Source organism: Aestuariivivens insulae (assembly GCF_022662195.1).
In the GTDB taxonomy this organism is placed as follows: Bacteria; Bacteroidota; Bacteroidia; order Flavobacteriales; family Flavobacteriaceae; genus Aestuariivivens; species Aestuariivivens insulae.
In genome coordinates this window covers 360,825-374,381 of record NZ_JAKMCS010000003.1, presented here as the reverse complement: position 1 = coordinate 374,381, position 13,557 = coordinate 360,825, and the positions used below count along the sequence as shown (strand labels likewise).

The following is a 13,557-nucleotide window of genomic DNA, read 5'->3' as shown; positions in this document are numbered from 1 at the left end:
GCATTTTAATTTCGCAGTATTAACAACACTTAATCATAAACGTTAAGACTTTTATAGTCCTAATTTAATTTTTGGTGTATGTGGGGTTATTAGGGTCTGAGAAATCTAACACAAAGGAGTATGTTCCTGCTGTAGTTACAATATTGGCCCCTCCAGCCTCTAAAGTGCCATCACCACCATTGTCACCATAGTTTACAGCCCAATCGTTATTGGCCCTAAACTTAAACTCCCCATCTATTAAGGTAACGTCGTTAAGAATCCAGATATCGTCAAACGGACGCGACCAATCTCTTGTAAACTGTGCATCTGGTGTCGCTCCCCAATCGTTATAAGCACCACCAACAAGGCCCCATACATAGTCAATTTGCTCTAGAGTATAGGTGTTGTCGTTCATATCTACAGTGGCAATGTATATACCGGCAGAGACAACAATATTAGCTCCCCCTGCATCTAAAGTACCATCGGCGCCGTCATCACCCCAATTGGTTCCCCAATCATTATTCATTCTAAATTTCATTTCACCATCCATAAGGGTAACAATACCTCTAAACACATCAGAATATTGGTCGTATTGTAACATAAAGTCTGGTGTGGCTCCCCAATCATTATAAGCGCCACCAACTATGCCCAATGAAAAGGCTTCAATGGTATAAGTTAGGTCGTTAAGGTTCATGGTTATTTTATAATCCCCTTCGGTTACGGCAATATTTGCACCGCCATCTTCTAATGTTCCATCGCCACCATTATCACCATAATTATTGGTCCAATCGTTGTTTTCCCTAAACTTAATTTCGCCATCTATTAAATGAACATAAGCAACAAGTATGCCTGGCGTATCGGTAGACCAGAATGGTAAATCTGGCGTAGCGCCCCAGTTATTGGCAGCAGAACCAACAATACCCCATGTGGTGGATAAATCGAGAACGGTTAGATAAGTCGTTACAGAGATAGTTTTGGTTTCTGAAATTCTTTCAATAGATGCTCCAGAAGCACTATCTGTAATGGTCGCTTTAACCCTTATGTCTAAATTGCCGGCAGTATCTACCGGAATACCACTTTGAATGGCTACGGCATTTAATTGAGCGTGTGTTAAAGCTAAACTGTTGGTGTTGCTAACATTTCCAGCTTCAATAATGGTAGCAAAGTCTGTTCCTGCTGAAGCAGCCTCCAAAATATAGTCTACGGTTACACCTAACGACGATTCTAGAACAGGGTCGTCCCATGCTACGTTCATTGCTGTCATGTCGTTATTGTCCAATGATAGAACAAACGAATCGCCATTGTTCACATTATTTATTACGGGAGGGTTAACCGGATAAGTGGTTACCAATAATAGAATGGTGTTGCTCGTTTGGCTTCCTGCAGAAACCCTCATATAAATAGCGATGTCCTTAAAACTGTTAACTCCAGTATTTACAATGGCATTATTAAACTCTGTAACCGACATTGAGAAATTATTCTTATCGGTAGTGCCAAGTGTTGCTGGACTTGTAAAAGCTTCGTCTGTAGCCATTTCTACAGTGTATGAACCGCCATAAAGCTCATCGCTCCATGTAATGGTAAAAGCAGGATTGTCTGGTAAGGCAAAATTCAAAAATACGCTGCTAATACCTGGAGTGTTTAAAACAAAGGCAGGTTCTGGTTCGATTATATTTAGGCTTTCTTCGGTTTCGCAAGAATTAAAAAGCAATACCGAAAATAATAGTAGAAAGCTTATTTTGTTAATATAGAATTTCATGTCTTTTCGTTTAGGTTAATTAACACTATAGGTTTAATGGAATAAGAATGTAACGTCCTGTTAAATCATTAAACCAAATATCATAATCGTCTTCTACAACAACTGGTATAGCGCCACCGCCATTTGTTGCTACGCCCGAAAACGATGTTGTGCTTCCCCAAGAATCTCCAGATCCTGTAACAAACGAAACATCGCCTGGGGTTAAGTGTACTGAGTTGGCAAACCATATGTGTCCATCGAATGCCAAAGCGGTCATTGTAGTAGTTTCAACACTGGAGCCTTGTACCGATAAGGATGCTGGACTGGTAATTCCTGTAGCATCAAAAGGTTCGAAAGTAAAAGTGTTACTAGCAAAGTTAATGGTGAAGGTATAAAAGCCTTCAGGAATGCCGTCTCCACCGCCATATGGGAATCTTTCTGGGTCGGTTCCACCTCCTGGGTTAACGCCTACAGTCGAGCCATCGTCTGTGCCCCATTGTGGTTGCCAAAGCCCTTTTGTTTGGAGAACTTTAAAGTGTCCGTTGTCTGAAAACCTTCCAGTATAATAATAAACACTACTATTGTTTTCATCCCTAAATAATGGTGGGTTGTTGTTGTTGTTGTTCCACCCTGGAGCTGTAGCATCTCCTACCATATAATAATCATTAAATACGTAGTTGAAGAAAGGATATACTTGAAAGTTTATTACGTTTGAAGCAACAGGTTCACTTTGTTGTGTTCCTATTGAAGCCACGACTCTGGTGAATAACGTGGCCCATTCAAATGGATTTAAACCTGCATTACCAGCAGCGGCATTAATTTCACTAACCGATAATGTTAAAGCACTTTGCCCAGTTATGGTTGCAGCCACGACAGGATTGGTAAAAGCATCGTCATTAGCAAATTGAATGCTATAGTTAACGGCTGTTTGTTGTCCGTAATCAGACTCGGCCCAGTTTAATGTTAAAGCTGGGTTTGAGGTGTTAACAGGATCTAGTTCTATTTGAGTAAAGTTTAACTCGGCTAAAACTGGAGCTGTTGGAGTCGATATATGGAATGTGTCTGTTGTATCATCGCAGGATGTGGTAAAAAATAGCATAACCAGACCTATGATACTAACAGCTGAAAATTGTTTTAAATGTTTCATCATCTTTAAATTTTTAATGTTAATACCCTGGATTTTGTGTTAGGTTTGGATTGGATGCTAAGCTTCCAGATGGGATGGGATAAATAGCCATATGCTGCGGTAAGGCAATACCATTACTTCCATTGCCTTTCCAGGCCCAGTTGTAATTGCCTCCAGTAAACCTTCCAAACCTAATAAGGTCTTGTCTCCTATGGGCTTCCCAATGCAATTCGCGAGACCGCTCGTCTAAAATATAATCTAAGGTCATTTCTCCAGCAGTCAATGTAGCTGGGTTGTTGGCTCTAGATCTAAGGGCATTGAGGTATTGAAGCGCAGTAGATTCGCTTCCACCACCACCTCTTAGATGTGCTTCGGCATACATTAAGTATACATCGGCCAATCTAAATAAAGGAAAGTCGGTATCAACAAAGGTTTGGTCTACACCAAAACTTCCTGTAGATGTAGCGTTAGAATATTTTTGGATGATATACCCTGTGTCCTTGTCTGAGATATCGTCTATATCAATAGGTCTATCTTCGGTAATAAGCGTATTTCTATCGTCATCGCCAAAGGCACCGTTAAATAATTCGGCAAACTGTTTGCGAACCCTTAGGGCACCACCCCATCCGCCTGCTCCAACACCAACTTCAGTGCCATTTTGCTCAATACTTCCTACAGAGCCATTGATCATGACTGTAGTCGGCCCATAGTTTTGGGTTGTAATACCATCTGAAACAATAGGGAATATAATTTCCTTGGTAGCAGAATTGGTATTGTTATCTGCCATAAAATTGTGCAAGTAATTATCGGCCAAAGCATAACCGCTATTAATGATCTTTTCACAATAGCTAATACAATCGCTATACTTATTTTCGTTAATATAAACATCGGCATTTAAGTATATTTTTGCTAGTATCATATGGGCTACCCCTTTGTCGGCACGGCCGTATTCATTTTGTCTGGCGTCTACCAAGTCTGGTTCAATGGCCAATAATTCAGACTCTACAAAGCTGAATAGTTCTGCCCTGCCATAGGCAGGAGGTTGTGAGTTAAGGGCGTCATCTTCTGTAACAAAATTAGCTTTTCCAAAGATGTCCATCATGTAATAATATGCCATGGCTCTCATTAATCTGGCTTCGGCCCTGTAAGTTGGGATTTCATTTCTAACGGCTGCAGAAACATTTCTGGCATCTAATTTCTCTTCGGTTGTTTCCCTTAAAAAGTCATTGGCCAAAGCAATGGATAGATGGGCCCTACTAAACATACCCAGTAATAATGGGTTTTGAGCGGTCCAAAGATTTCTTTGGATTTCTCTTGTGCCAGGGTCGTTTTCATAAGACCAAATCATTTGATCTGCAGATAATGTTTGTACGTATAATAAAACACGCCCAAACTGACTGGTTCCTGCATCAATGTTTTTTAGGTTAGAGCTTCCCGCTCCGTCTGTTCCCGTTAAGGCTAAATTGGCATAGATACCTGCCAATACTTGTTTGTAGGCACCTTCATCGGTGTATAAATCTTCGCTTAAGGTGGTTTGGTCGTCATTTGGAACGATATCTAAATCACCTGTACATGAGGTTAATGCTATAACGAATAGAAAGATAAAACCAAATGCGTTTTGTATTTTAAATCTTGTTTTCATAGTTGTTTTTTTTAAAATTTAAAATTAGCTCCAGCTAAAATGGTTCTTGGTCTTGGGTAGATTAAGTTGTCTATCCCGTCAAATACTTCAGGGTCTAGACCCGAGTAGTTTGTAATGGTGAACACATTTTGAATACCGCCCCACAGTCTTAGGCTCTTTAATCCTTTTGATAGGTTGTTGAAAGTGTATCCTAAAGTGATATTATCCATTTTTAAGAATGAAGCATCTTCTAAATAAATATCGGAGATGATAACATCTGATGTTCTTTGGAAATTGGTGTTTAACACAGCACTAGGAAGGTTTCCTAATACAGCATTATCCTGAAGTTGTTCCAATTGTGCTCTAGAGGAATTAACATTGTTATACACATAGTTACCAAGATTAGCCCTCATGTTAAATGTTAAGTCGAAATTTTTATAAAATATATTGGACTGGAAGCCTAAAATAACATCGGCACCAGGATTCTCCTTTAAATAACGGTCGTCGTCATTAATAATGTTATCGCCATTAGTATCTAGGTAAGCCCCTTCTATTGGGTTTCCAGAGGTGTCGTATAACTGTTTAAAGACACTAAACGAATTAGGAGCCTCACCAATTCTATGTAATTGAATGTTGTTCCCTGTACCACCAGAGATACCTCCGGTCCTAACATCTTCACCAAGCGCTAAGGTTTTAATTTCCCTATCCAAGAAGGTAGCATTGAAATTAAAGTCTATGTTAAGATCATCTTTTTTAACCACATCGGCATTAACAGAAAATTCGATACCTTGAATTTGTAATTCACCAATATTTTGTATCACACTGTTTGAAAAGTTGGCGCCATCGGCAACGGCGGCAACAAAGAGAAGATCTTTAGAGTTTTTTTGGAAAAGGTTCAAAGCACCTGATAAACGGTTGTTAAATAATCCGTAATCTATACCAAACTCTAGGGTAGTTGTTTCTTCCCATTTTAAGTCAGGATTAATTTCTGAAGCAATCAACGATTGTATGACTTGATTGTCGAATTGATATTGGGAGTTTTCATTACCTGCTCTATAACGGTTTAAGAAGATAGACTTGTCAGGTATACTTTGTTGTCCAGTTATTCCATAGCCTGCTCTTAATTTTAAATTAGAAACAACGCTTGAATTTTTTAAGAAATCTTCGTCACTAATATTCCAGGCCAAGGCCGCAGCTGGAAAATCTCCCCATCTGTTTTTTTTAATAAAACGGGAAGTGCCATCACGTCTATAAGTTAGGGTTAATAAATATTTGTCTGCAAAAGTTAAATTGGCGCGACCAAAATAACCTATTAACACGACGTCTGGATCTGCATAAGTGTCGGGAAAATTGTTAGGATCTAGTATGTTTCCTGTATGGTTCCCGTTAAAGGTGAATTTTTGATAAGAGTACCCTGCTGTAAATTCAGTGCGCAGGTCATTAAACGCTTTAGTATAGGTTAAATAACCATCCAATAATTTGTTGGTCCTTTGTTCAAAACGTCTAAAAATATTACCCTTTACTTCATCGTTTGTAGCTACCAAGGGAGAGGTCCAATTTATTTCTTTGGATTTTGTTTCATCAAAACCAATGTTTAGAACTGCTCTTAATTCTGGAAGAAAATGAAACTTATAATCTAGGTTTATATTTCCATAACTTCTGTTGGAATCCCCTCTGTTATCGGTTTGTAATAGTGAAGCTACCGGGTTTGTTGTCCCGTTAGAAACAATAGAACCACTTCTATGTTGATAAAACCCTCCAAAAGGCGAGGATGGGTCGTAAACAGGTTGAGTTGGATCATACCTTAAAGCAGCACCTATTAGTCCTGAATCACCAAAGCGGTTATCCTCGAACGATAAGTTGGCGTTAATGTTAATTTTTAAATGGTCATCAAAAAAGCTGGGGTTTAATGCCAAACCTAAATTTCTACGCTCAAATTCTGAGGTTAAAAGAGCACCTTCTTGGTTCGTGATGCCAAAAGAGAAGCGTGTTGGAATGGCTTTAAATAATGAGCCTTGTAAAGATAAGTTGTGCTGTGAGGATACAGTATTTCTAAAAATTTCGTCTTGCCAGTTGGTGTTGGCATTACCTAAAAGGCTTTCGTCTAATGTCGTACCATTTACAGGTTGCGAACTTACCAGGTTTCGGTATTCATTCGCAGAGAACACGTTTATTCTATCGGTTAATTCACCAAAACTATATTGTGAATCTAGAGTAGCACTAAACGTTGACTTTCCTTTTTTGGTCACAATAATAATCACTCCATTAGCCGCTCTGGAACCATATATGGCAGTTGCAGAGGCGTCTTTTAAAACTGAGAATGAATCTATATCGTTAGGGTTGATGCTGGCCAAAACACCTCTGGAGCCTTTGTTGGTATCGTTAGTGATAGGTAATCCATCAATAATGATTAAAGGGTCGTTTGATGCATTAATGGAAGAACCGCCACGAATCCTGATTTGAGATCCAGATCCCGGTGCACCGCTTGTATTAATGCTTACACCAGAAATACGCCCGCTTAAAAGGTTTTCTGGGGTTACTATGTTGCCTCTGGTAAAGTCTTCTGCAGTAATGGCTTCCACAGAACCTGTAGCATCCTTTTTGGTTGTGGTACCATAACCAATAATTACGATTTCATCCAGTTGGGCTGCATCTTCAACCAATTGAATGTTGAGTAGCGCTTGACCAGAAAAGGTAATTTCTTGGGCTTGGTAACCCACATAGGAGAATACAATAATATCTCCCGCATTGGCTTCTATTTGATATTGACCATCAAAGTCGGTCGCTGTACCTGTAGAAGTGCCTTTAACGACCACATTAACACCAGGTAAAGGGATGGAAGTCGACTGTTCGGTTACTGTTCCTGTTACTAAGGTTTGGCCCAATACAAACATGGGAGCCAAAAGCAGAAAAAACAGTAAACTATTAGTAGTTGTTTTCATACGAGTTAGTTTATAAATGTCTTTTAAATAGTTTGTTATATTTTCACTTCTCGAATCAAACTTATGTAAAGAAAATGTTAAAAAATAATTATAAATTACGAAAAATTTAGCGAAAACGTTTTCGTGTTGACAACTTTCTATTTATAGGCTGTAAAATTGATGATAATTCATGTTTATAGCTTTTTTAATTTGTTTAAATTGCCTATGAATACTTACCAAATAATTATTACCTTGGAATGGATTAAAAAGGATGAAACCAACATGTTTAAAATCATCATTAAACACAAAGCGGAATGATTATTTTAAACATCAAAGGCTACATGTTACCGTTGAAGAACAATAATAATACGGATGAAAAGAAAAATTACATTAAAGCAAATTGCTAGGGAATTAGACGTCTCTATTTCAACGGTTTCAAAAGCGCTTAGTGGCAGTAAGGAAATAAGTGAGGATACCACACAAAAAATTCAGGCCTTTGCTAAGCTCTATAACTATAGGCCTAATAATATAGCCTTAAGTTTAAAGAACAGGAAAACAAAAACGATTGGGATTTTAATACCGGAGATTGTCCACCATTTTTTTTCTACGGTTATTCGAGGTATCGAACTCATAGCCAATAGACGTGGCTATAATGTTATTGTAGGCCTGTCTAACGAGTCCTTTACCAAGGAAATTATCAATATGGAAATGCTTGCTAATGGTAGCATAGATGGGTTTATATTGTCCATTTCCAAAGAAACCTTACTTAAGCAGGATTATCATCATTTTCATGCAACCATGAATCAAGGTATTCCTATTGTGATGTTCGATCGTGTGGTTAATGAAGTGGACTGCGATAAGGTTATTGTTGATGATTTTAATGGCGCCGTAAAAGCAGTGAACAAACTTATTGAAAACCAGTGTAAACACATTGCGTTAATCACAACAATGGATTATGTAAGTGTGGGTAGGCTGCGTACTCAAGGTTATTTAGAAGCCTTACAAAACAACAAGATAGAGGCCGATCCCAATTTAATATTAAAGGTAGATGATAGCTTGAACGTAGATAGCCATTTAGAGGATTTAGAAATGGAAATAGAGTACTTTTTTAAACACAATCCGGCTATAGATGGAGTCTTTGCCGTAAACGAACTGTATGCAGTTACAGCGATGAAGGTCGCCCGAAAATTGGGACGCACTATTCCAGATGATGTGCAGGTTATAGGATTTACAGATGGGGTATTATCCAAACACGCTACACCAAGCCTTACTACGGTGAGCCAACATGGTCAAAAAATAGGAGAGCAGGCCGCTAATTTGTTAATAGACAGGTTGGAAGCTTTAGATGCTGAATCCAGTCAGTACCTTGGAAATACAACGTCGAAATCGGACTTTATTAAGGTGGTTATAGAGACCGAAATTATTGAAAGAGAATCCACTAAATAAAATTTTATTTGGAAATAACAAAAAATCTTTTATATCTTTGACCCATAATCAAGACTTATATTTTCACTTCTCACCATAAGTTTTGATAAGTACATACCGCTTATCAAATAGTATTAATTAAAATATACTATTTAATGGAAAAGCGTAGATTAAGTTTCTGGGAAATCTGGAACATGAGTTTTGGGTTTCTGGGAATTCAGATGGGTTTCGCCCTTCAAAATGCCAACGCAAGTAGAATACTTCAAATTTTCGGAGCCGATGTTCATGAACTGTCATGGTTTTGGATAATAGCCCCGCTAATGGGACTAATTGTTCAACCAGTTATTGGGCATTACAGTGATAAAACTTGGAGCAGATTTGGGAGACGCAAACCATACTTCTTAGTAGGAGCTATTCTAGCATCTATTGGTTTAGTATTTTTACCTCAAGCAGATATTTTTATAGCTTTTTTACCAGCCCTTTGGGTGGGAGCAGGCATGCTCATGATTATGGATGCCTCGTTCAATATTGCCATGGAACCATTTCGTGCTTTGGTAGGGGATAATTTGAGGACAGACCAACGAACTTTAGGTTTTAGTGTACAAACTGCGCTTATAGGGTTTGGCGCTGTATTAGGTTCATGGTTGCCATATGTGCTTACCAATTGGTTTGGAGTATCAAATGAAACTACCGAAGGCACAGTTCCTTTTAATTTAATTTTATCTTTTATAATTGGTGCTATTGTCTTAGTGGGATCAATCCTTGTTACACTTACTACCACTAAGGAGTATTCTCCTGAAGAGCTTGCTGGTTTCGAGGAAAACCAATCAGATTCAAACGCCGAATTAAAAGAGGAAAAAGAAACATCGAACTTGTTGGATATTTTTGACGACTTCAAAAAAATGCCAGCCACCATGCGCCAATTGGCTTGGGTTCAATTTTTTTCCTGGTTTGGTCTTTTTGGTATGTGGGTTTTTGCAACCCCTGCAATTGCTCAACATATTTATGGTTTGCCACATACCGATAGTAGCAGTGGAAGCTATCAAAATGCTGGCGACTGGGTGGGTATCTTATTTGGGGTTTACAATTTCGTTTCTGCATTTTACGCTTTTGCATTGCCATATATAGCGAAGAAAGTAGGACGTAAAAAAACACATTCAATTTCTCTTATAATAGGTGGTTTAGGATTACTGTCTATCTACATCATGCCAGATAAAAATTGGTTGATTCTATCCATGATTGGAGTTGGTGTTGCATGGGCAAGTATTTTGGCTATGCCTTATGCTATTTTGGCAGGATCAATTTCGCCAAAGAAAATGGGAGTATATATGGGAATATTTAATTTCTTCATTGTAATCCCTCAAATCATTAACGCCTTAATAGGTGGGCCGCTAGTTAAATATGCCTATGGAAACCATGCCATATTCGCTTTAGTAATGAGTGGCGTTAGTTTTTTAATTGCTGCATCCTTAGTGTTTAAGGTTAAGGATGTAGACGATATAATTCAATAAAAAAAAATGAACAAGATAGGAGTCATATTCGATTTAGATGGGGTGATTGTAGATACCGCAAAATATCACTTTTTAGCATGGAAAAACCTTGCTGACGATTTAGGGATAGCCTTTACCGAAACCCATAACGAACTGTTAAAAGGGGTTAGTAGGGTAAGGTCTTTAGAGATTCTCCTGGAGATTGGCAACTTAGAGCTGCCAGAAGCAAAAAAGCAAGAGATTTTAGTGAGTAAAAATGAAGATTACTTAGGCTATATCACTAAAATGGGACCAGAGGAAATTCTGCCAGGCGTTAATGGGCTTTTGGATACTTTAGACGATTTAGGAATTAAATATGTGCTGGGTTCTGCCAGTAAGAATGCAACGTTAATACTTAAGCAAGTTAATTTATTGCATCGCTTTTCTGGAATTGTAGACGGTAACAGTGTGTCTAAAGCCAAGCCAGATCCCGAAGTTTTTCTCATAGGGGCAAAACAATTAAACCTACAGCCAGAACAATGTATTGTTTTTGAAGACGCCATTGCAGGGATTGAAGCGGCAAACCAAGCCAACATGATTTCCATAGGAGTTGGCGACAAAGAAACGCTTAATGAAGCAGATTATAATTTTAACAATTTAACTGAAATACCAGAAAATTTCTTCTCTCAGTTTATTTCAGACAAAAGAAAAAATAATAATGAATCAAGATTATATAAAACCAGATAATTGGTCTATTATCGAAGAAGGCTTTGACACTAATCGCGTCAAGTCTTCCGAGAGCCTATTCAGTATCGGTAATGGTGCTATGGGGCAACGTGCCAATTTTGAAGAGCACTATTCTGGACCAAGCTTTCAAGGAAGCTATATAGCAGGGGTTTACTATCCAGATAAAACACGTGTAGGCTGGTGGAAAAACGGCTATCCAGAATATTTTGCCAAAGTGCTTAACGCGCCTAATTGGATTGGGGTTAATGTGACGGTAAATGGCGAAACTTTAGATTTATATGCATGTAAAACCGTAAAAAACTTTAGGAGAGAACTTAACATGAAAGAAGGTTGGTTATCTAGAAGCTTTACGGCCACACTTCAGAATAACATACAAGTTCAGGTAAGCACAAAGCGTTTTTTAAGTTTGGATTTAGATGAACTTGGGGCTATTAACTATGAAGTTACTCCAATAAACTCGGATGCAGATATTGTTTTTGAACCCTATTTAGATTCTGGTATTACCAATGAAGATACCAATTGGGACGATAAATTCTGGAATACCCTAAAGGTTAGTCATGGGACTAATCAAGGATTTATCGAGGCCAAAACCATGAAAACAGAATTTCATACCTGTACCTTTATGGAGGCCATGGTATTTGCCAATAACAAACAATTAGAGATACAGCCCGAAATTAAAACAACAGAAAAAACAGTGGCATTTGCTTATCATTATCCAGCAAAGCAAGGCGAGTGTTTTACCATACAAAAGTTTGGAGGCTATACGGTTGATAGAAACCATGATAAGACCAAATTGGTAGAAGCCGCTAAGCAGGTTTTGAAAAATGCCACGGAAAAAGGGTTCGACCAATTGTTAGAAAGCCAAAAACAAGCATGGGCAAGCATTTGGAGCATGTCCGACATTACCATCTCGGGCGACGAAAAGGCACAGCAGGGCATTCGCTTTAATATCTTTCAGTTAAATCAAACCTATCTAGGAAAAGATTCCAGATTAAACATAGGCCCTAAAGGGTTTACAGGTGAAAAATATGGAGGGAGTACCTATTGGGATACCGAAGCCTATTGTATACCCTTTTATATGGCGACCAAAGACCAAAAAGTGGCAAGAACGCTTTTGGAGTACCGCTACAACCATTTAGATAAAGCCATAGAAAATGCTGAGAAATTAGGATTTACTAATGGAGCGGCACTATACCCTATGGTAACGATGAATGGTGAAGAGTGCCATAACGAATGGGAAATTACATTTGAAGAAATTCATAGAAATGGAGCCATTGCCTTTGCTATTTTTAATTACCATCGTTATACAGGCGATTATAGTTATGTTCCAGAAAAAGGACTGGAAGTGCTTATAGGCATAGCCCGTTTTTGGCAACAACGAGCCACTTATTCAAATGATAAAAAGCAGTATGTTATCTTAGGAGTAACCGGGCCAAACGAATACGAAAACAATGTAAACAATAATTGGTACACCAACTATTTGGCACAATGGTGTATTAACTATACCATTGAGAATTTAGATAAGATTGAAACTGAATATCCTTCAGATTTCTCTAGGATAACCAAAAAGGTAAAACTTACCCCAAAGGAAGTAGCGCTTTGGAAAGCCGTTGCAGATAATATGTATTTCCCCTATTCTGAAAAACACCAAGTTTATTTACAGCAGGATGGATTTTTAGATAAAGAACTCATTACGGTAGCCGATTTACCAAAAACCGAAAGGCCCATAAACCAAAAATGGAGCTGGGACCGTATTCTGCGCTCACCATACATAAAGCAGGCCGATACGCTTCAAGGACTTTACTTTTTTGAAGACCAGTTCACTGTGGAAGAAATAGAGCGTCATTTTGATTTTTATGAGCCTTTCACCGTTCACGAAAGTTCTTTGTCGCCTTGTGTGCATAGTATCCAAGCGGCGAAATTAGATAGAATGGACCAGGCCTATACCTTCTATTTGCGTACCTCGAGGTTGGATTTAGACGATTATAACCACGAAGTTCACGAAGGTCTTCATATTACCTCAATGGCAGGAACATGGATGAGCATTGTAGAAGGTTTTGGTGGCATGCGAATTAAAAATAATACGTTGTCGTTTACGCCTAAAATCCCAACACAATGGGAGGCCTATTCCTTTAAGGTGAACTATAGGGGATATATCCTTAAGGTAAACGTTTGTCAAGATAAAATCAATTTTGAGTTGGAGAGCGGTGCATCATTACAATTATTAGTTAACGATAAATTGGTCACCATTGAACCTAACAGTTTGGTTACCGTATAATTTTTTAGCGCATGAGAAAACATTTTTGAGCATCATTAAAACCTCCTCGTCTTCGGTTTCTTAAATGAAACCGAAGCCACTCCTCCTTTATAAGGAGGAGAGGTAGAATACATCAACAAACATAGCTCCTTCCCTTTTTAAGGGAAGGTGGCTTTAAACTCAATCAAGAGTTTAAAGTCGGAAGGGTATTATTAAAATAATACACAACCAAAGAAAAAGAGCGAAGAATTTTTGTCATACACTAAACATAATT

The 13,557-nt window shown here is 38.3% G+C and carries 8 protein-coding genes; 4 read left to right on the top strand and 4 right to left on the bottom strand.

The window, feature by feature from the left end:
* Window positions 1-64: 64 nt before the first annotated feature.
* The 4 genes from MR062_RS05845 to MR062_RS05830 are packed head-to-tail and all read right to left on the bottom strand — an operon-like array spanning window position 65 to window position 7,406.
* Window positions 65-1,738 carry a SusE domain-containing protein gene (locus MR062_RS05845; RefSeq protein WP_242203153.1) on the bottom strand — a complete coding sequence of 558 codons (1,674 nt, stop codon included), beginning with the start codon at window positions 1,736-1,738 and terminating at the stop codon, window positions 65-67.
* Between the two features lie 25 nt (window positions 1,739-1,763).
* Window positions 1,764-2,867 carry a SusE domain-containing protein gene (locus MR062_RS05840; protein WP_242203152.1) on the bottom strand — a complete coding sequence of 368 codons (1,104 nt, stop codon included), beginning with the start codon at window positions 2,865-2,867 and terminating at the stop codon, window positions 1,764-1,766.
* 16 nt (window positions 2,868-2,883) lie between these two features.
* Complete coding sequence (locus MR062_RS05835; protein WP_242203151.1) at window positions 2,884-4,485, bottom strand: RagB/SusD family nutrient uptake outer membrane protein; 1,602 nt, start codon at window positions 4,483-4,485, stop codon at window positions 2,884-2,886.
* Between the two features lie 11 nt (window positions 4,486-4,496).
* Complete coding sequence (locus MR062_RS05830) at window positions 4,497-7,406, bottom strand: SusC/RagA family TonB-linked outer membrane protein (protein ID WP_242203150.1); 2,910 nt, start codon at window positions 7,404-7,406, stop codon at window positions 4,497-4,499.
* Window positions 7,407-7,757: 351 nt separating this feature from the next.
* Here MR062_RS05830 and MR062_RS05825 point away from each other — a divergent pair, with 351 nt between their 5' ends.
* The 4 genes from MR062_RS05825 to MR062_RS05810 all read left to right on the top strand — a co-directional run bounded on the left by MR062_RS05825 (window position 7,758) and on the right by MR062_RS05810 (window position 13,304).
* Window positions 7,758-8,831, top strand: a complete 1,074-nt coding sequence (locus MR062_RS05825; RefSeq protein WP_242203149.1) for a LacI family DNA-binding transcriptional regulator — start codon at window positions 7,758-7,760, stop codon at window positions 8,829-8,831.
* A 134-nt stretch (window positions 8,832-8,965) separates the two neighbouring features.
* Window positions 8,966-10,321, top strand: coding sequence for an MFS transporter (locus MR062_RS05820; RefSeq protein ID WP_242203148.1), 1,356 nt, complete (start codon window positions 8,966-8,968; stop codon window positions 10,319-10,321).
* 6 nt (window positions 10,322-10,327) lie between these two features.
* Window positions 10,328-11,026: a beta-phosphoglucomutase gene (gene pgmB, locus MR062_RS05815; RefSeq protein WP_242203147.1), complete on the top strand. Its 699-nt coding sequence runs from the start codon at window positions 10,328-10,330 to the stop codon at window positions 11,024-11,026.
* Entirely contained in the window at window positions 10,998-13,304 is a 2,307-nt protein-coding gene (locus tag MR062_RS05810; RefSeq protein ID WP_242203146.1) for a glycoside hydrolase family 65 protein, read from the top strand. Before pgmB ends, MR062_RS05810 begins: the two co-directional genes overlap by 29 nt.
* Window positions 13,305-13,557 lie beyond the last annotated feature (253 nt).

Coding starts and splice junctions, on each gene's coding strand:
- MR062_RS05845 (WP_242203153.1), bottom strand. CDS start 1,738: ATGAAATTCTATATTAACAAAATAAGCTTTCTACTATTATTTTCGGTA.
- MR062_RS05840 (WP_242203152.1), bottom strand. CDS start 2,867: ATGATGAAACATTTAAAACAATTTTCAGCTGTTAGTATCATAGGTCTG.
- MR062_RS05835 (WP_242203151.1), bottom strand. CDS start 4,485: ATGAAAACAAGATTTAAAATACAAAACGCATTTGGTTTTATCTTTCTA.
- MR062_RS05830 (WP_242203150.1), bottom strand. CDS start 7,406: ATGAAAACAACTACTAATAGTTTACTGTTTTTTCTGCTTTTGGCTCCC.
- MR062_RS05825 (WP_242203149.1), top strand. CDS start 7,758: ATGAAAAGAAAAATTACATTAAAGCAAATTGCTAGGGAATTAGACGTC.
- MR062_RS05820 (WP_242203148.1), top strand. CDS start 8,966: ATGGAAAAGCGTAGATTAAGTTTCTGGGAAATCTGGAACATGAGTTTT.
- pgmB (WP_242203147.1), top strand. CDS start 10,328: ATGAACAAGATAGGAGTCATATTCGATTTAGATGGGGTGATTGTAGAT.
- MR062_RS05810 (WP_242203146.1), top strand. CDS start 10,998: ATGAATCAAGATTATATAAAACCAGATAATTGGTCTATTATCGAAGAA.